Origin of the sequence: Urbifossiella limnaea (genome assembly GCF_007747215.1) — a bacterium.
Taxonomy (GTDB): Bacteria; Planctomycetota; Planctomycetia; order Gemmatales; family Gemmataceae; genus Urbifossiella; species Urbifossiella limnaea.
The window spans coordinates 6,715,436-6,734,297 of sequence record NZ_CP036273.1; the positions used below are offsets into that span (position 1 = coordinate 6,715,436).

The window sequence follows — 18,862 nt, forward strand, 5'->3', positions numbered from 1 at the left end:
GGCGTCGCCGACGGAGCCGCAGCCGCGACCTTGCGACGCCGGTGGGCGACCCGTACCCTCGCATCGTCCCGCCGCCCCGGTGCCGCCATGCCCGACCCCGCCCCGCCGTCGTCGTGCGTCGTCCTCGTCCCGGTCGGCGGGGCAATCGACCCCGGGTGCGACGACGCCCTCCGCGAACTGGAGCGCCGCGGGCACCCGGTGTGGCGGGTCCGCGGGTACTCGGCCGTGGACGCCGCCCGCAACCAGATGGCCACCGACGCCCTCGCCCAGGGCTACGACGAGCTCATGTGGATCGACTCCGACGTGGCCTTTGACCCGGCGGACGTGGGGCGGCTGCGCGCGCACGGGCTGCCGTTCACCTGCGGGCTGTACCCGAAGAAGGGGCCGCGGCAGTTCGCGTGCGAATTCCTTCCGGGCACCCCCGCCGTCCGGTTCGGGGTGAATGGGGGCTTGGTGGAGGTGCGGTACTGCGGGTTCGGCTTCACCCACGTCCGCCGGGAGGTGTTCGACGCCGTCCGGATGCACCACCGCCTCCCGACGTGTAACCAGCGGTTCGGCTCACTCCTGGTGCCGTACTTCGAGCCCCTGAGCATTCCTGAGCCCGGCGGCCGGTGGTCGCTGTCCGAGGACTACGCCTTCTGCGAGCGCGCCCGCCGGGCCGGGTTCGGGCCGTTGGCCGACACCCGCGTCCGGGTGTGGCACGTCGGCCCGTACCGGTACGGGTGGGAGGACGCCGGGGGCGGCACCCCCCGGTACGGCGACTACACGTTCCACCTCCCCGGTGCCCCGCCCGGGGAGCCCGTCCCGGCCGCCGCCCCGCCGGCCCCGCCCCCGGCCGACGGCTTCACGCAGGACTGGTTCACCGCTCACGTCCCGCTGTGGGAGCGGCTGCTCACGCCGCTCGCCGGCCGGCCCGTCCACGCGCTGGAGGTGGGCGTGTTCGAGGGCCGCGGCTCGGTGTGGCTGCTCGACCACGTCCTCACTCACCCGGAGGCGACGCTGACGTGGGTGGACACGTTCGCCGGCGGGGCCGACCACGCCGGTACGGACCTGGCCGGGCTGGAGGGGCGGTTCCGGGCCAACACCGCCCGGTTCGGCGGCAAGGCCCGCGGGACGGTCGGGCGGAGCGCCGACGTGCTCCGCGGCATGACGGGGGAGCGGTTCGACCTGGTGTACATCGACGCCTCCCACGAGGCCGCGGACGTGCTGGCCGACGCGGTGCTGGCGTGGCCGCTGCTGAGGCCGGGCGGGCTGCTGGGGTTCGACGACTACGGGTGGCGGGGCTTCCCACAACCGGAGCGGTGCCCGGCCCTGGGGATCGACGCCTTCCTGGCGGCGATGCGCGGCCGGTACGTCGAACTGCACCGCGGCGAGCAGGTGTGGGTCCGCAAGACCGCTTGACCGCGGCGCCTCGCGTCGGGTTCCCATCCTTCCCCGCCGGGCGGCCGGCGGGGTTTTTCGTGTCCGGTCCGGCGGCGGGGTCTCGTTAACTCCTACAGACAGATTTTTTACCACGCCGCCGTGCCGGCCGCACGGGGGTCGGGGGGCTGTTTCACCAGCCCGGGCCGCTGGCCCGATTATTCGGAAGAATCGGTACAAATGGGCACCGGCAGTTCTTGACAGTGGGCGGAGCTTCGTTGAAAATCCTCCTCCATAACTTCGCGCGAGTGTTCGCCCGGCTGCCTCAGTGGGCTGTCCGAGTGAAACTCGTCGGCAACTGACGGCCGCCCTCCCGAATCTCCCCCGGGAACTGCCCATGCCCGTTCCGGCCGCCTACTCCCGGTTCGCCCGCCTCCTCGCGCTGCGCGACCGGCTCGCCGACCTGTTCGCCCGCCGCCCCGGCGCCCCCTCCGCCCGGCTCACCGCCGAGGCGCTGGAGGACCGCGTCGTCCCGGACGGGGGGCGACCGCTTCCCCTTCCCGTCATCTACGCCGGTGCCGGCGAGGGCATGGCCCCGGTCGTCAAGGCCTACGACGCCGAAACCAGCGACCTGAACTTCACCCGCACCGTCTACGAATCGACCTTTACCGGCGGCGTCCGGGTGGCGGTCGGCGACTTCACCCTCGACGGCTACCCGGACGTGGTCGTCGCCCCCGGCCCCGGCGGCGGCCCTCGGGTCCGGGTCTTGGACGGCAAGACTGGCGACGAGATCGGCGGCCCGCTCGGCAGCTTCTGGGCGTTCGACTCGGCGTTCACCGGCGGGGTCCACGTCGCCGCGGCGGACGTGGACGGAGATTACGTCCCCGACGTGGTCGCCGCGGCCGGCCCCGGCGGCGGCCCTCACCTCCGGGTTTTCAGCGGGGCGACCGGGGCCGAGATCGCCAGCTTCTACCCCTACGACCCGGACTTCGACGGAGGCATCACCGTCGCCGCCGCCGACCTGACGGGCGACGGCAAGGCCGAGGTGGCGGTCGGGGCCGGGGCGGGCGGCGGACCGCGGGTCCGGGTGTACGACCCCACGACCTGGGACGAGGTCGCCGGCCCGCTCGGGTCGTTCTTCGCCTTCGACCCGGCCTTCGGAGGAGGCGTCTATTTGGGCGCCGACGCCCTGGCCGGCGACTACGACGCCGACGGTACGCCGGACCTGGCCGTCGGGTCGGGGCCGGGGATGGCGGGCACGGTCACCGTCCTCAGCGGGGCGACCGGGGGCGTTCTGCGGACGTTCCAGCCGTTCGGCAGTGAGTACGAGGACGGGGTCCGGGTCGCCCTGTGCTACGCGGATGACGACGAGTATGCCGACGTTGTTGCCGGCACGGGGCCGGGCGGGGCGGCGACGATCCGGGTGTTCAGCGGGGCGACCGGGCTCCAACTCCCCGACCCGACCGGCGAGTACCAGCCGTTCGGCACCGGAGCCGGGAGCGAGGGCGGCGTGTTCGTCGCCGCCAGCAACGACCCGACTGTCCCGGAACCCATCTACCCGATCGTGTTTCCCAGCCCCGTGGCCCCCGGTGTGACCTTCCTGGCCTTCGGCGGGGTCTACGACCCGACCGGGGTACGCGCCCCGACCGGGACGCTCACGTTCTACGCGTTCCCCCTCGGGTCGCCCGGGTCCACGGTTTCCCTCGGGTCGGTGGCACTGCACGGCATCGGGGGCGTGAGCAGTGCGGCGGCGGTGCGGGTGCGGAACGGGCTGAACCTCCCCGCCGGCAGCTACACCGTGTACTTCGTGTACTCCGGGGATGCCTACTTCACCGCGCGCACCTCGCCCATGCACGGACAATCCATCGGCGGGGTGGGGTCGGCGACCGCGCCAGGTGACACGTCCTGCCTGACGGGTCTTCTCAACAACATCCTCCAGGACCCCATCCCCGGCTCGTTCTGGAACCCCGACGCGTACACGAAGAACCCGGTCCGGTACGCCGACGGGGTGGCCGTCATCGCCGCCACCGACCTCGAATCCGACGGGTTCGGCCGGCCGTGGGGGCAGGCCCGGACGTGGTCGAACAACCCCGCCTACTCGGCCGGCTCCGACCTGGGCAACGGCTGGGTCAGCGGCACCCAACCCCACCTCGTCCGGTCGGGCTCGTCCCTGGTTCTCCTCTCCAGTGCCGTCACCGCCCACTACTACGACGGCCAGGGCACGCCGGACGGCGACGGCAACTACGCCACCTACGCCCCCCGGTTCACCGACACGACCGCCGTCACCTACGATGCGACCAACGACGAGTTCGTCGTCGCCGACGCGGGCGGGAACGTCCTCCGGTTCTACGACTTCGGCTCGGGCCGCCCGGCCGACGAGCGCGGCTCCCTGAAGTCGCACGCGGACGCGGCCGGGAACCTGACTGCGGTGGTGTCGGCCAATTCCGACGGCCAGCCGACCGAGGTCCGCCGGTCCGCCGGTCGGCCGGGTCGGGCGGGTCGGCGGTGGACGAGTCCTACGTCTACTCCTACCTCCCGTCCACCGACCCGGTCGCCGGTGCGGTGAGTTCGGTCACCCTCCGCCGCCGGGTCGGGGGCGGGAGTTGGACGACCGTCCGGTCGGTCGAGTACGCCTACTACGACGACGCGTCGGCCGACGGCACCCTCGGTGACCTGGAGCGGGCGGTGGTTAAGGACGCGGCCGGGGCGGTCATCGACCAGTCGTACTACCGGTACTACACCGAGGACACGTACACCGGCGGGGTCCAGATCGGTTACGCCGGGGGGATGAAGTTCGCCCTCGGGCCGGCGGCGTATGGCCGCGCCCGAGCGGGGCTGGGCGGGACGGACGGGGCCGTGGACGCGGCCACGGACGCCGCGCTGGCCGCCTACGCGGACAACTACTTCGAGTACGACGCGGCCCACCGGGTGACGAAGGAGGTGGCGGCCGGGGAGGGGTGCTCGGCGTGCTCGGCCGGGCAGGGGACGTACACGTACACGTACACCACCAGCACCCACACGGCCGGGTTCAACAGCTGGAAGACGAAGACGGTCGAGACGCTGCCGGACGGGGGCACGAACACCGTCTACACGAACGCCTACATGCAGGTGATGCTAACCGCGTTCGAGGAGGCGCCGGGCGGCCCGGCCGGCGAGTGGGCCACCTACTACCGGTACGCCGACGGGTCGGGCTCCGGCAGCGGGTCGGGTTCCGGGTCGGGGAGCGGGTCCGGGTCGGGGTCCGGCAGCGGCTCCGGGAGCGGGTCGGGGTCCGGCAGCGGGTGGGCCGGCGGGCAGTTGGCCCTCAAGGCCGCGCCGTCCGCCGTCAGTGGGTACGACGACGCCTACGCCGACCTCGTCCGCTACACGTCCGGGAACGCCCAGTACCTGCGCGACGCCGACGGCCTCGTCACCACCTTGTCGCAGTACGCCACCACCACCGCCACCTCGTCCGCCGCCGGCGGCGTGAAGGGCTACTTGAACCAGGTCGCGATCAAGCACGGCGAGACCGGCACCGCCGTCCCCCAGTCGGCGACCACCTACGTCCAGCGGGCCGGAAGCGCCGCCACGGTCTACCCGGTGGCCGAGCAGACGGTGTACCGGAACGACAACGGCACCGGCGCGGCGACGACGAGCTACGCCTACACGTGGCAGGGCTCAACCGCCCTGCCGGCGTCGGTCACCGTCACGCTGCCGACGGTCACCACCGGCCAGAACGGGTCGGGGTCGGCGACGACGGCGGCCACCGTGTTCGACGCCTACGGCCGGCCGGTGTGGGCGAAGGACCAGGCCGGGTTCATCAGCTACACCGAGTACGACAACCCGACCGGGGCGGTGGTCAAGACCATCGCCGACGTGGACACGACCCAGACCTCGACGTTCACCGGCCTCCCGTCCGGGTGGACCACGCCGTCGGGCGGCGGCCTCCACCTGACGACCGCGATCGAGGTGGACCCGCTCGGCCGGCCGGTCAAGGTGACGTTCCCGAACGGGCGGGTGGACTTCACCACGTACAGCGACGCCGGCCACGAGGTCCGCTACTACCGCGGGTGGAACAGCACCACGAACACCCCGACCGGGCCGACCACCGTCGTCCGCGAGGACCGGGCCGGGAACTACACCGAGACGCTGACCATGTCGGCCGCCCCGGCCGTGAGCAGCGGCCGGCCGACCGGCGCCGAGAGCGTGTCCGCGGTCCAGTCGCTGAGCCGCACGAACCGGAACGACGCCGGCCAGGCGGTCGCCACCGACGCCTACTTCGACCTGTCCGGGCTGACGTACACGACTTCGACCTCGTTCGGCACGGCCGGGGTGAACTACTACCGCACCATGACTGCCTACACGCACCAGGGCTGGATGAACAAGACGGTCAGCCCGCAGGGGACGATTTACCGCACGGAGTACGACGGGCTCGGGCGGGTGGTGTCCGAGTGGGTGGGGACGGACGACACGCCGACGACCGGGTACTGGAGCCCGACGAACCTGACCGGCACGGACATGGTGCTGGCGCGGGAGTACGAGTACGACGGCGGCGGGGTCGGCGACGGCACGCTGACGGCGGTGACTGAGCACCCCGGCGGCGGGGCCGCGGACCGGGTGACGCGGACGTGGTACGACTGGCGGGATCGGGCGGTGGCGACGAAGGCTGGGGTGGAGTCGTCGGAGGGGACCGGGGTGAACCGGCCACTGACGGTGTGGACCTACGACAACCTGAACCGCGCGACGCTGACCCAGACCTACGACGCCGACGGCGTGACGCCCTCCATCTCGGCCGGCGTCTTGAGCCTCCCGAGCGGCACGGCGGCGCAGTTGCGCGCCCAGTCCGGGGTGAGTTTTGACGAGCTCGGCCGCGTCTACCGTGCCGACACGTACAGCGTGGACCCGGCGAGCGGGTCGGTCGGGTCGTACACGCTCCATTCCGACACGTGGTACGACGCCCGCGGGCTGGTGGTCAAGACGGCAGCCCCCGGCGGGCTGGTCACCAAGACGGCCTACGACGGGGCCGGCCGATCGACGGTCGTGTCCACCACCGACGGCGGCGGGGACACGGGCTACGCCGACGCCGACGACGTGACCGGCGACACGGTGCTGGAGCAGGCGGAGTTCGCCTACGACGGCAACGGGAACGTGACGGCGACCACCGTCCGCCGGCGGTTCCACGACGCCACCGGGACGGGGGCGCTCGGGAGCCCGTCGTCGGGGATCGGCGCCCGTGTGTCGTTCACGGCGACCTACTACGACCTGGCCGACCGGCCGACGGCGGGCGTGGCCGTGGGGACAAACAGCGGCAGCGCGTGGACGCGGCCGGGGTCGGTGCCGGGCCGGTCGGACACCGTGCTGGTGACGAGCTACGAATACGCGGCCGACGCGGTGCAGACGGTGCGGCTGACCGGGTCGCCGACCGGGGGGACGTTCACGCTGACGTTCGGCGGGCAGACGACGGGCGGTATCGCCTACAACGCCTCCACCTCGACGGTCCAGACCGCACTCCAGGGGCTGTCGTCGGTCGGCAGCGGGAACGCGGTGGTGACGGCGGCGCCGGGCGGCGGGTGGCAGGTGCGGTTCGCCGGGTCGCTGGCCGGCGCGTTCGCCGCGAAGCTGACCGCGAGCGGGGCGTCGCTGACCGGCGGCACGTCGCCGGCGGTGGCGGTGACGACGGTGTCGGACGGCGGCGACGCGGGTCGGACGGCGGCGGTGACGGACCCGGCCGGGTCGGTGGGGCGGACGTACTCCGACGCGCTCGGGCGGGCGACGCAGACGGTGGAGCACTACACCGGGGCAGCGGTGTCGGACGGGGCTGACAAGACGACCGGCTACGCCTACAACGGCGCCGGGATGACCAGCCTCACGGCGTACCTGACCGGGGGCGGGGGGCAGACGACGGCGTGGGTGTACGGCGTGACGACGGCCGGCGGGAGCAGCCTCAACTCGAACGACCTCGTGGGCGCGACGCGGTGGCCGGACGCGACGACAGGCGCGGCCAGCTCGTCCGAGCAGGAGACGGTGACGGTGAACGCGCTCGGCCAGGTGCGCACGAGTACCGACCGGAACGGGACGACGCACACGCTGAGCTACGACACCGTTGGGCGGGTGACGGCGGACGCGGTGACGACGCTCGGCAGCGGGGTGGACGGGGCCGTGCGGCGGATCGAGACGGCCTACGACGGCCGGGGGAACCCGTACCTGTTCACCAGCTACGACGCGGCCAGCGGCGGGTCGGTGGTGAACCAGGTGCGGCGCGGGTTCAACGGGCTCGGCCAGCTCACGACCGAGTGGCAGGCGCATTCCGGCACGGTGAACACGTCCACGACGCCGGCGGTGACGGTCACCTACTCGGAGATGCCGAGCGGGGCCAACCACAGCCGGCTGACGGCGATGACCTACCCCTCGGGGTACAGCGTCGGGTACACTTACGCCAGCGGGCTGGACACCGGCATCAGCCGGCTGTCAGCGCTGACGGACCCGTCGGGGACGCTGGAAGGGTACTCGTACCTGGGGCTGGGCACGGTCGTGATCCGCTCGCACCCGCAACCTGGCATCGACCTCACCTACGCCAAGCTGAGCGGCGAGTCGAACGGCGACGCCGGCGACAAGTACACCGGGCTCGACCGGTTCGACCGGGTGATCGATCAGCGGTGGGTCACGTCCTCGACGGGCGCGGCCGTCGATCGGCACCAGTACGGGTATGACCGGGTGGGGAACCGGCTGTACCGGGACGACCTGGTCAACAGCGCGTTCGGCGAGGTGTACACCTACGACGGGCTGAACCAGCTGGCGTCGTTCGCCCGGGGCACGCTGAACTCGGGCAAGACGGCGGTGACGGGGACGCCGTCACGGACGCAGGCGTGGGACTACGACGCGGTGGGGAACTGGGACGGGGTCGACGTGGACGGGGTGACCGAGAGCCGCACGGCGAACGCGCAGAACGAGATCACGGGGATCGGCAGCCTGACGACGCCGACCTACGACGCGAACGGGAACATGACGCGGGCGGAGAGCGGGCTGCGGTACGGGTACGACGCCTGGAACCGCATGGTGGGGGCGACGAATTCGGCCGGGACCACGACGCTGGAGACGTTCCGGTACGACGGGCTGAACCGGCGGGTGACGGCGGCGGCGGGCGGGGTGACGACGGACCTGTACTACTCGGCAGCGTGGCAGGTGGTGGAGGAGGGCGTGGGCGGGGCGGTGGCGGCGCGGCACGTGTGGAGCCCGGTGTACGTGGACGCGCTGGTGCTGCGGGACCGGGACACGGACGCGGACGGGGCGGCGGACGACGAGCGTCTGTGGGCGACGCAGGACGCCAACTGGAACGTGACGGCGGTGGCCGACGGCAGCGGAGCGGTGCAAGAACGGTACGCCTACGATCCGTTCGGGGAAATGCGTTCAATCACTCCGAGTGGCAGTGCTCGTTCAACGAGCAGCTACGGCTGGACGATCGGTTATCAAGGCATGAAATATGACGAATTGGCAGACATGAGTCACCAGCGCGCAAGGTGGTACAGCCCGACGCTTGGCCGATGGAGTATTGTAGACCCAATCGGCTTTTCGAGTGGCGACGTGAATCTATACAGATTTGTAGCAAACGCTCCCACATCCCTGCTCGATCCGAGTGGCTTGCAGAGTTACATGCCGAACTGGAACCCATACGCACCTCCTCCAAGGTATTCGTATCCGGCCACGTACATCGTTTACCCTGGCAAGTGGCGTATCTGCTTCTATACTCATTATATCCATGCCTGGATTGAGGCAACGCCCGTGCACCCTAACACTAGTGCCCCGATGCTCTTCGGGCGGTGTCAATTAAAGGGGCTGTTCGAGAATCACGGCCCGCTCGCTTTGAACGGCATGGAACATGGTCGGCGATGCATCGAGGTAGATGGCTTGCGAGTGCCCATTTCGCACCCTGGTGTTACGTGCGCAGGGGAGTGCATGGCCGTATGGCTACAGAATTCTCCTGCTTCGTTCGAATACTGGGCGCCATACGTCCTCGGCTTGCCAACTTTAGGAGGGTCGGAGATAATCGCTGCCGGCGGACAGTCCATACTTGCAAGCCCGCCGGCGCCGCCGCCGGCCCCCGCGCCCGCACCACCGCAACCCATGACTAACCCACCGACTCCAGTGTACAACTTTAGGCCCGGAATTGTTCCACTAGGACGGTAAGAACCCCTGACACAACCCCCAAAATGCCTTGAAAACCGGGGGTTATCGGAGGTTGTGTCAGAGCTTCTAAGGCAGGCGCGCCATGTCAAGGTGCGATTATACTTCTACGTGATTACTTTGGCGCTACGACCAGGAGGGCTGTCTCATCGCGGCTGACCGACAATATAGGAATCGAAGTAGACCTGGTGCGCGGCCACAGGTTGGCGCGTCGCAATAGTACATTTAGCTGGACTAACTACTATGTCAAGTACAGGCCGGACTGCCCTCTACTGTCTAGGGTATCTACTAATCTATGCTGTCGTGACGCTAGCTATTGCATTTCAGCTCGGGGTTTCGACCGCGATGAGTTTTGAGTCACTGCACTCTGAATCGTCATCGCGAGAGCTTAGTGTCGAACACAAGGCGCGCGCCATGAACTTAGGCTTTAGTCATTCGATTTGCATGTCAGTTGTCAACTTTCTGCTTAGTGCAATATGGGTAATTGTTATATATAGGAGTCGATTATTTTCTAATAAAAATGATCGGTGATTCGGTCCGCCGAGATGCCTCATGGACGTATCGCCAGTTTGCACGTGGCTGATGCACGATTAGAATTGTTCGTGGCCGCGAATCAGCCAAATGCGTGGGCGGGACGGCGGGTCGAGACGGCCTACGACGGCCGGGGGAACGCGTACCTGATCACCAACATAACGCCGGCCATCTGCTGGCGACCGGGCGGAACGACACCGAGACGGCCGCCGCCCTCCGTGTGTACCACGTGACGGTCACCCGCTGGCGGCTGTACTCCCCCGCCTTCCGGGCCGCGCTCGCCGAGCGGCGGGCGGCCGTCTGGGGCGCCGCGGCCGACCGTCTCCGGGCCGTCCTCTCGGCCGCCGTGGACGCGCTCGCCGACGCCCTCAACGACCCCGACCACCCGGCCCGCACGGCTGTCGCGCTGGCCGTGCTGAAGCTGGCCGGCCCGCTGCCGGTGGTTCCCGCCGAGCCGACCGACCCGGACGAGGTCGTCCGCGAGCTCGTCGAGGCGAAGCGCGACCGGCTCCGCGAGCGGTCCGACGACCTGAACGCCCTCGACGGCCTGCCGGGCTACGACGCCCACGAGCGGGCCGTCCGCAAGCGCCTCGTCCTCCTCGCCGGCCCGCCCGACCCGCCGGCCGCGCTCCCCGCACCTCCGCCCGCGATCTGCGGCGGAACGTCGTCACCAGCTGCGGCGGGTAACCGTCGGAATGTAGACAAATGTTGACGTTCCGCGAATCTATCCGGCCCCCTCCCGCTTGGCGACACCGTCACGGTCGGCGCCCTGCCCCAATGCCCCCTGCGGACCTGGAAAACCCCCACGGCCCTGCAGTAGGATCGGCGGGTGAGCGGCGGGAGTCATGACCCGCCGGGTCCGGGCGACGTGCGGCGGGTCGTGTTCCCCCGCCCGCGTTGCCCGGCCCACCCGACGCGGGAACACTCCACATGCCACACGACACCCCCTACCCGGGTGGCGATCGGCCGCTCCTACCCCGCCGCGCCCGCCAGCGGCCGACGCCCGACCCCGCCGACACGCCCCCGCCCGCCGCCGCCGGCACGCCGCCTGGCGACTTCCGCCCGGAGTGGGACACCGCCTGGGCCGACCTACATGTCCAGCTAGCCAGCGCGGTTACCCCCGACCGGCCCGACCCCGACCCGGTCGCGGTCGGAGCCGCCCTCCACCGGGTCGGCCGGGCGCTGGCCCGGCTCGACGAACCGCCCCCTGAGCCCCCGCCGTCCGGCGCCGACGACCAGCCGCGGACGGTGGGGTGGAAGCTCGCCCGCGTCGCGGACGTGGGCGGCCCGAACTTCGACGGCCCTGGCGCACCGCTCGCCGCCGCCCTCCTCCGCGCCGCGGTAGACGAGCTCCCACCGCGGCTGGCAACCCTTACCGCCCGGCTCCTCGCCGACCCGGTTCGGCGCGGGGCGTTTGCCTGGCTGGGCGTGGTCGGCCGGCTCCTCGCCCCGTGGCCGGACGCGGGGCCGGGGGACACGCCCGCCGGCGGATCGGCCCGGGACGCCGAGCGGCTGGCCCGGCTCCTCCGCGCCCCCCGCATCACCCGCGACCCCGTTTACTTCCCCCGCTGGCCGGCCCCCGACGCGGACGACCCGCCGCCGGCGTCCGACCTCATCCCCTACCCGGCCCGAACTCGTCCGCGAACTGCGGCTCCAGGCTGAGGGAAAGTTGGGGGCGAATCTGGCGTGGATGGTGGCGAACGGCGTGCTGGTCAACATCCCGCAGCGGGGGTACTGGCCGGCTGCCGACCCGCCGCCGGAGTAGCGCGGCGACCGCGTGTGACCGTCACACGGGGGTCACACGGCGGTCATACCAGTCGATCGGGTGGGGGGTAAGGTGTGTGAGGCCACGCCCCGGAGGACCACCCGATGCCCCCCGACCCGCTGCTCCACCTGCCCGACCCCGACCACATCCGCGCCGCCATCGACGCCGCTGACGAGCGGGCGCGGCTGCTCCGCCGCCTGCTCCGGCTGGCGCTCCGCCTCCGCCTCCCGCTGACCACGGCCGACCGCATCCCCGCCCGCCGCCCGACCGCGGCGGAGGGGGTGGCCCGTGGCTGAACCCAACGCGACCGACACCCCCGCGACGCTCGCGCGCCGGCCGAAACTGACCCCGCTCGTGGTGGACGCGGCCGGCGTGGCGCTGCTCCTGAGTTGCGGCGTCCGCACGGTGCGGACGCGCGACGCCGACGGCACGCTGCCGGCCCCGCTGCGGATCGGCGGCCGCGTCGTGTGGCGCGAGCCCGAAATCCGTGCGTGGGTCAACGCCGGCGCCCCGCCCCGCGCCGAGTGGGAAGCCCGCAAGGCCGCTCGCAAAGCGGCCCGGAAGGCTGCCCGCCGCCGCTAACCGTCCAACTCCCCCCAATCCCCGCCTCACGCCCGCCGCCCGGCCCCCGGGCCGGCGCCGGGCGGTGTCGCGCCCCGACCCGGAGCCCCGACCCGTGAACACGCCCCCGACCCTGCTGCCGCACCACCTGGCCGACCTCCGCCGGTCCGGCCTCACCGACGACCACGTCCGCCGCTGCGGGTTCTACTCCGAGTCCGACCCGGCTGTGGTCGCCAAGCTCCTCCGCCGCGCCGACCGAATGCTCGCAAATGCTATCACGCCGTGCCTGTGCCTGCCGTTCTTCGCCCCCGACGGCCGCCCCCTGGGGTACGTCCGGTGCAAGCCCGACCGCCCCCGCACCGACGCGAAGGGGAAGCCGGTCAAGTACGAGTCCCCGGCCGGCGCTCCCAACCGCGCGTACTTCCCGCCGGCCACCCGCGCGGCGCTCGCCGACCCGGCAGTGCCGCTGCTCGTCACCGAGGGGGAGAAGAAGGCGGCGCGGGCCGACCAGGACGGGTTCGCGTGCGTCGGCCTCGTCGGCGTGTACGGCTGGCAGAAGAAGCGCGACGGCGGCGGGCCGCGGGAGCTCATCCCCGACCTGGTCGCGGTCGCGTGGGCCGGGCGGCTGGTGTTCGTCGTCTACGACTCCGATCTCGCCGACAAGCCGGCGGTGCGGCTGGCCGAGTGGCACCTGGCCGAGGCGCTGGCCGCCGCCGGCGCCGTGGTGCGGGCGGTGCGGCTGCCGCACGGGCCGGGCGGTGAGAAGGCCGGGCTGGACGACTTCCTGGCGGCCCGCGGCGCCGACGCCCTCCGGCTGCTGATGGACGTGGCCGGCCCCGTCACCCCGCCCGCGGCCGAGGGGCCGGCGGCGCGGCGGTTCGCCGTCGGCGACCGGGTGACGCCGGCCGACCGCGACAACGTCGGCACCGTCACGGCAGCACTTCCCGGCGACACGTACCGGGTGCGGTTCGACGGCAAGGGTGCGTCGGCCGAGAAGGCGTTCCCCGCGGCGCGGCTCCGGCCGTGGCCGCCCCGCCCGACGGGGGCCGGCCCGGCCGCCCAGCCGCGGCCGTTCGTCCCGTTCCCGGTGGACGCCCTCCCGGCCCCGCTCGTGCCGTTCGTCGCCGGCGTCGCCGCCGCCATCCCGTGCGACCCGGCCGCCGTCGCGCTCCCGGCGCTGGCCGTCTGCGGGGCCGCGGTCGGGGCCGCCCGGGTGCTGCAAATCAAGCGGTCGTGGGCCGAGCCGCCGATCGTCTGGGCCGCGCTCGTGGCACGGTCGGGGTCGGTCAAGAGCCCGCCGTTCGAGCTCGCCGTCGGCCCCCTCCAGCGGCTCGACCTCGACCTCCGCGCGGCCGGGAACGACGCCGCCCGCGCCTACCGGGTCGCCCTCGACGAGTGGAAGGACGCCGAGCGGGAGCGGCGGGGGCGGGGGCGGGGCGGGGACGGGGCCGAGCCGCCGCCCGCCACCGACGGGCCGGGCGAGGCGCCGCCGAAGCCGCGGTGCGTCGCCGGCGACATCACCATCGAGTCGTTGGCCGTGATCCTGGCCGACAACCCGAAGGGCGTGCTGGTGTACCGCGACGAGCTGGCCAGCTGGTTCACCGGGCTGACGCGGTACTCCAAGACCGACGCCACCGCCGACTGGCTCCAGCTGTTCCACGCCCGCCCGCTGTCGGTGGACCGCAAGACCGGGGACAAGCTGACCATCGCCGTCCCCCACGCCGCCGCGGGCGTCATCGGCACGATCCAGCCGGTCGTCCTGGCGCGGGCGTTCACCCGCGACTTCCGGGCGTCGGGCGGGGCGGCGCGGATTCTGGTGGTGATGCTGCCGCCGCGGCAGAAGGTGTGGACCGACGACGACCTCCCGGCGGCCGTGGCCGCGGACTACGAGGCGCTCGTCCGCCGGCTGCGGGAATTCGAGCCCGCGACCGACGCCGACGGGCGGCCGGTGCCGGTGCCGGTGCGCTTCACCCCGGCGGCCCGCGAGCAGTGGGGGAGGTTCGTGAACGAGTGGGGGCGGGTGACGTTCGACGCCGGGGAGGAGAGCGACGACCTGGCGGCGGCGTTCTCCAAGATGGAGGGGTACGCCGCGCGGTTCGCGCTGATCCACCACCTCGTCCTCCGGGCGGCGCCGGGCGGGGCCACCCTCCCCGACGCGGTCGGGCTCGACAGCCTGGAGGCGGGCATCACGCTGGCGCGGTGGTTCGCGGCCGAGACGGAGCGGGTGTACGCGGCGCTGGCCGAGGACGAGGCCACGGCCGGGCTGCGGGCGGTGGCCGACCGGGTGCGGGCGCTCGGCGGGCGGGCGACGGTGCGGGCGCTCCAGAAGTCGAACAGCCGGAAGTACAAGACGGCGGCCGCGGCCGAGGCGGCGCTGGCCGAACTGGTGGCCGCCGGGTGGGGGGCGTGGGAGGAGGCGCGGCCGGCCGGCGGCGGGCACCCCGTGCGGACGTTCGTGTTGGGGGGTCCGACGGACGACACTTCCGACACTCGTGACCCGGCCGACGAGGGCGACGAGGCGGAGGCGTCCGACACTCGCCCCGACGAGGCGGAGGAAACTACGGATTTGCCAGGGGATTCGGGGCGAGTGTCGGAACTGTCGTGCGTCTCCGTGACGAAACCCGCGCCCGGCGACCGGCCGCACAGTGAGGGCGCGGCCGGGGCGAGTGTCGGACGGGGCCGGCGCCGCTACCGCAGCGACGACCGGCCGCACGAGCTGAGGGGGTGACCCGTGGCGACCGCGACCGCGACGCCGGCCAGCGCCCGCGACCTGTTCGACGCCCTGGCCCCGTTCGGCCCGGTGGTCGAGGGGGAGGAACTGGCGTTCGATGACGACCCACCTACCGCGCTCGATGTGGCGCTGGGTGTTCTCCACACCGGCGTGCGTGCCGAGCTGGCCGGGCGCAGGTGGCTGGGGTGTGACGGGGCGACGGGGCGGGTGGCGGTGCTGAACCCGGCCGCCACGCTGCCGGCCGGCGTCACCCTCCTGTGCGTGGAGGGCGACGCCCGCTGGGATCGGATCGACCCGGCCGCGCGGGTCGAGCTGCCGCGGCTGTTCGACCCCGCGCCGGGTCCTTCGGCACGGGGGTAGGCACACCGCCCTCCCACTGAACCCCCGGGGCACTGGACAAACTATACCCCGCCCGGGAACGATTGATCTGTTCGTCCGGGTGTCGATTGCGTCTACTCTGGCCCGTGCGTGAGCATCACGTTCCCCGGAGCCACGGATGGCTACTTGGTTTCGCCCCGCCCTGTCCGCCGACGAGCAGGCGGCCGTCCTCGCCGACCGCGACGGCCACCCCGACCCGGTGATCCGCCGCAGAATGCTCGTCCTGTGGGCCGTCCGCGCCGCCAGTGGCCGCCAGCGGTTCAACGTGCTGGGCGCATGGGACGCCGTCACCCGCCGCCTGCTGAGCGTCACCAACACCACCGTGGTGAACACCGACACCATGTGCCAACTCCTCCGGGCCATCGCCGCCGAGGGGTGGGTCGGGCCGGTGACGGTGGTGCTGGACAACGCGCGGTATCAGCGGAACAAGGTGGTGCAGGGGCTCGCGGCGGAGTTGTCCATCCGCCTGCTGTTCCTGCCCAGCTACTCACCCAACCTGAACCTGATCGAGCGACTGTGGGGGTTCGCCAAGCGGCGGAGCGTGTACGGCAAGTACCACCCCGACTTCGCCTCCTTCCGAGCGGCCATCGAAGACACCCTGGCGGGCATCCCGTCTACCTACGCCGAAGCGCTCCAATCCCTCATGACGCTGGAGTTCCAGACGTTCGAGGACGTATCACTCCTGGCCGCGTAGGGTATAACGACCGGCGCGGGATTGCCCCGCTACCGCGGTTCCACCTGTCGGCGGGCTGGGGAGACTCCACAAGCAACCCGGCCCGCAGCGATCGGCAGCGCCGACCCGGACCGCATCATAGTGCCAGCTGACGACGGACCCGTCCGTAAGCACATCTGCCCCGGCCGCCACGGGTAGGAGTTATCGTGACGAGGCCAGCCGCACCGGACCATTCTCGGAGCCGCCCATGAGCGACACCCGCACTACCCACAAGGCCGGACCGGGTACGCCCGGCAAGGGCCGGCCCAACCCCGGCGCGGCCGAGATCGCGGCCGCCGCCCTCGCGGCCGGGCAGACGGCCGTCGCAGCCGCAGCCGTGGCCGGTGTCCACGAGCGGACCGTCCGGAAGTGGCTCGACCAGCCGGACTACCGGGCCGGCGTGGACCGTCTCCGGGGCGAAGCCGTCGGCCGCGCGCTCGGGCGGCTCGGGGACGGCATGACGGCCGCCGCGGACGCCCTGCGCGGGCTGGTCGCCCACCGCGACCCGCACGTGAGGTACAAGGCCGCCCGGGCCGTCCTCGAACTCGGGCTGAGGCTCCGGGAGCACGCCGAGTTGGAGGGGCGGGTACGGGAGTTGGAGGCGAGGTTCGCCGACCACGACGCCGGCGCGGCGGGGAGCGAGTCGTGAGCCTCCGGGGGAAGCTGCGGCAGCTGGAGCGGCGTGCGGCTGCGAGGCGGGCGCGCGGGCCGACGCCGGCGGACCGGGCGTCCGTGTGGGCCGCGTACGAGGCGGCCCGAGACGCCTGGGACGAGGCGGTGGCGGTCGGCCGCGAGCCCGGCCCGCTCCCGCGCCGGCCGGGCGCCCCGGCGCGGTCGGCCCGGGAGGCGGCGGTGGACCGAAACTTGGCCTACGGCCATTGCTGTCTGATTGCCCGGGTCCGGCAGCGCATCGGGCCACTCGACTACCTTGCGAACATGAGCCCGGGGGCGAGGGCCTACTGCGACCGGTTCTGTGGGACGCTCTGGTCGATGGATGCCGACCCGCACATGACCGCCAACCGACGGGCCAGCGGACCACCCGAGTTCCCCGAATGGGAGGTATTCGCTGCGCCGGCGCAGTTGCCTACGAGCGGGGCGGAAGTCGGTCTCGACCCCGAGGCTTAACGGCGCTTCGGTTATGGCGGAGCAGGTGAGAGATGCCGGTCTGATCGATCTGACGGTGGGCGAAGGTAGACCACCAGCCGATCCCGAGCTGGCCACGCGCGTCTGGCCGACGCTACCGCCACACATCCGCGCCGCCGTTCAGGCGCTCGTCTCCACCGTGCCCCCCCCACCCCCCTTATGGGTCCTTCCAACGGGGGGTAGGTCTCCGACAGCGCACCCGGAACAGCCGGGCTCCGGGACACACTTTACTTCGTCACCCTCGCGCCGCAGGAGAACGCACATGCCGACGTATTCCGACCGCGCCCGCGCCACCGTCGAGGGTCGCCGCCGAGCGGTGTTCCGCGCCTGGCTGGCGGTGCTTCCGGCGGAAGGGTGGTCCGGCACGGCCGGCGACCTGTCCGACAAGTTGACTGCGTTCCTGGCCGGGCACCCGCTACGGTTCGGGACGAGCTTCCCGACCGGCGCGGGCGTGTCGCCGTGGCTACGCGGCGTCGCGGACGAGATCGGCGCCGCGGGCCGGCAGTTGCGGTTCACCCGCACGAAGCGAGAACGGCTCATCACGATCGGCCCCCGCGGCTGACGATGCTGAGAAATGCTGAGCGAGTCGGCGTCCTCGACCGGTCGGGCATCGCAAGGTTGCTGGTGGCGTTACCGACGGAGCCGCACCCGCGACCTTGCGATGCCGGTGGGCGACCCATACCCTCGCATCGTCCCGCCGCCCCGGTGCCGCTATGCCCGACCCCGCCCCGCCGTCCGCGTGCGTCGTCCTCGTCCCGGTCGGCGGGGCCATCGACCCCGGGTGTGACGACGCCCTCCGCGAACTGGAGCGCCGCGGGCACCCGGTGTGGCGGGTCCGTGGGTACTCGGCCGTGGACGCCGCCCGCAACCAGATGGCCACCGACGCCCTCGCCCAGGGCTACGACGAGCTCATGTGGATCGACTCGGACGTGGTGTTCGACCCGGCGGACGTGGGGCGGCTGCGCGCGCACGGGCTGCCGTTCACGTGCGGGCTGTACCCGAAGAAGGGGCCGCGGCAGTTCGCGTGCGAATTCCTCCCCGGCACCCCCGCCGTCCGGTTCGGGGTGAATGGGGGCTTGGTGGAGGTGCGGTACTGCGGGTTCGGCTTCACCCACGTCCGCCGGGAGGTGTTCGACGCCGTCCGGATGCACCACCGCCTGCCGACGTGCAACCAGCGGTTCGGTTCACTCCTGGTGCCGTACTTCGAGCCCCTGAGCATTCCTGAGCACGGCGGGCGGTGGTCGCTGTCGGAGGACTACGCCTTCTGCGAGCGCGCCCGGCAGGCCGGGTTCGCGCCCGTCGCCGACACGCGCGTCCGGCTGTGGCACGTCGGCCCGTACCGGTACGGGTGGGAGGATGCCGGCAGCCCGAAGGATCGCTACGCCGACTACACCTTCCACCTCCCCGGGCCGCCGGCCGGCGACGCGCGCCCGAGCGACGCGAACGGTTAGGACGAGCCCGCTCCCTTTCGCCGACACGCGAGCTTCCCGTCCGGCGCTCGGATTTCGTGTCCGAGTCCGCC

At 72.3% G+C, this 18,862-nt stretch carries 14 protein-coding genes; all 14 read left to right on the forward strand.

The window, feature by feature from the left end; genetic code table 11:
* Window positions 1-87: 87 nt before the first annotated feature.
* Window positions 88-1,401: a class I SAM-dependent methyltransferase gene (locus ETAA1_RS32450; RefSeq protein ID WP_202920446.1), complete on the forward strand. Its 1,314-nt coding sequence runs from the start codon at window positions 88-90 to the stop codon at window positions 1,399-1,401.
* 355 nt (window positions 1,402-1,756) lie between these two features.
* Complete coding sequence (locus ETAA1_RS27300) at window positions 1,757-3,925, forward strand: FG-GAP repeat domain-containing protein (protein WP_145243798.1); 2,169 nt, start codon at window positions 1,757-1,759, stop codon at window positions 3,923-3,925.
* Complete coding sequence (locus tag ETAA1_RS27310) at window positions 3,865-9,522, forward strand: RHS repeat domain-containing protein (RefSeq protein WP_202920447.1); 5,658 nt, start codon at window positions 3,865-3,867, stop codon at window positions 9,520-9,522. The genes ETAA1_RS27300 and ETAA1_RS27310 overlap by 61 nt, the downstream gene beginning before the upstream one ends.
* A gap of 757 nt (window positions 9,523-10,279) precedes the next feature.
* Complete coding sequence (locus ETAA1_RS27315) at window positions 10,280-10,762, forward strand: hypothetical protein (protein WP_145243801.1); 483 nt, start codon at window positions 10,280-10,282, stop codon at window positions 10,760-10,762.
* A 218-nt stretch (window positions 10,763-10,980) separates the two neighbouring features.
* On the forward strand, window positions 10,981-11,712 hold the full coding sequence (locus ETAA1_RS27320; protein WP_145243802.1) for a hypothetical protein: 732 nt from the start codon (window positions 10,981-10,983) through the stop codon (window positions 11,710-11,712).
* A 207-nt stretch (window positions 11,713-11,919) separates the two neighbouring features.
* The gene (locus ETAA1_RS32455) at window positions 11,920-12,111 is read left to right on the forward strand and encodes a hypothetical protein (protein WP_202920448.1); all 192 of its coding nucleotides are present in this window, start codon (window positions 11,920-11,922) and stop codon (window positions 12,109-12,111) included.
* The gene (locus ETAA1_RS27330) at window positions 12,104-12,397 is read left to right on the forward strand and encodes a helix-turn-helix transcriptional regulator (protein ID WP_145243803.1); all 294 of its coding nucleotides are present in this window, start codon (window positions 12,104-12,106) and stop codon (window positions 12,395-12,397) included. The genes ETAA1_RS32455 and ETAA1_RS27330 overlap by 8 nt, the downstream gene beginning before the upstream one ends.
* A gap of 94 nt (window positions 12,398-12,491) precedes the next feature.
* On the forward strand, window positions 12,492-15,104 hold the full coding sequence (locus ETAA1_RS27335; RefSeq protein ID WP_145243804.1) for a DUF3987 domain-containing protein: 2,613 nt from the start codon (window positions 12,492-12,494) through the stop codon (window positions 15,102-15,104).
* A gap of 3 nt (window positions 15,105-15,107) precedes the next feature.
* Window positions 15,108-15,467 carry a hypothetical protein gene (locus ETAA1_RS27340; protein WP_145243805.1) on the forward strand — a complete coding sequence of 120 codons (360 nt, stop codon included), beginning with the start codon at window positions 15,108-15,110 and terminating at the stop codon, window positions 15,465-15,467.
* Window positions 15,468-15,603: 136 nt separating this feature from the next.
* A complete protein-coding gene (locus ETAA1_RS27345) occupies window positions 15,604-16,179 on the forward strand; it encodes a transposase (protein WP_145243806.1) in 576 nt (191 codons plus the stop codon).
* A gap of 226 nt (window positions 16,180-16,405) precedes the next feature.
* Window positions 16,406-16,846 carry a hypothetical protein gene (locus ETAA1_RS27350; protein WP_145243807.1) on the forward strand — a complete coding sequence of 147 codons (441 nt, stop codon included), beginning with the start codon at window positions 16,406-16,408 and terminating at the stop codon, window positions 16,844-16,846.
* Window positions 16,843-17,322, forward strand: coding sequence for a hypothetical protein (locus ETAA1_RS27355; protein WP_145243808.1), 480 nt, complete (start codon window positions 16,843-16,845; stop codon window positions 17,320-17,322). Before ETAA1_RS27350 ends, ETAA1_RS27355 begins: the two co-directional genes overlap by 4 nt.
* Window positions 17,323-17,602: 280 nt before the next feature.
* Window positions 17,603-17,902, forward strand: coding sequence for a hypothetical protein (locus tag ETAA1_RS27360; RefSeq protein ID WP_145243809.1), 300 nt, complete (start codon window positions 17,603-17,605; stop codon window positions 17,900-17,902).
* A 151-nt stretch (window positions 17,903-18,053) separates the two neighbouring features.
* Entirely contained in the window at window positions 18,054-18,791 is a 738-nt protein-coding gene (locus ETAA1_RS27365; protein WP_145243810.1) for a glycosyltransferase family 2 protein, read from the forward strand.
* The last annotated feature ends 71 nt before the right edge of the window (window positions 18,792-18,862 follow it).

Coding starts and splice junctions, on each gene's coding strand:
- ETAA1_RS27365 (WP_145243810.1), top strand. CDS start 18,054: ATGCCCGACCCCGCCCCGCCGTCCGCGTGCGTCGTCCTCGTCCCGGTC.
- ETAA1_RS32450 (WP_202920446.1), top strand. CDS start 88: ATGCCCGACCCCGCCCCGCCGTCGTCGTGCGTCGTCCTCGTCCCGGTC.
- ETAA1_RS27360 (WP_145243809.1), top strand. CDS start 17,603: ATGCCGACGTATTCCGACCGCGCCCGCGCCACCGTCGAGGGTCGCCGC.
- ETAA1_RS27320 (WP_145243802.1), top strand. CDS start 10,981: ATGCCACACGACACCCCCTACCCGGGTGGCGATCGGCCGCTCCTACCC.
- ETAA1_RS27345 (WP_145243806.1), top strand. CDS start 15,604: ATGGCTACTTGGTTTCGCCCCGCCCTGTCCGCCGACGAGCAGGCGGCC.
- ETAA1_RS27300 (WP_145243798.1), top strand. CDS start 1,757: ATGCCCGTTCCGGCCGCCTACTCCCGGTTCGCCCGCCTCCTCGCGCTG.
- ETAA1_RS27350 (WP_145243807.1), top strand. CDS start 16,406: ATGAGCGACACCCGCACTACCCACAAGGCCGGACCGGGTACGCCCGGC.
- ETAA1_RS32455 (WP_202920448.1), top strand. CDS start 11,920: ATGCCCCCCGACCCGCTGCTCCACCTGCCCGACCCCGACCACATCCGC.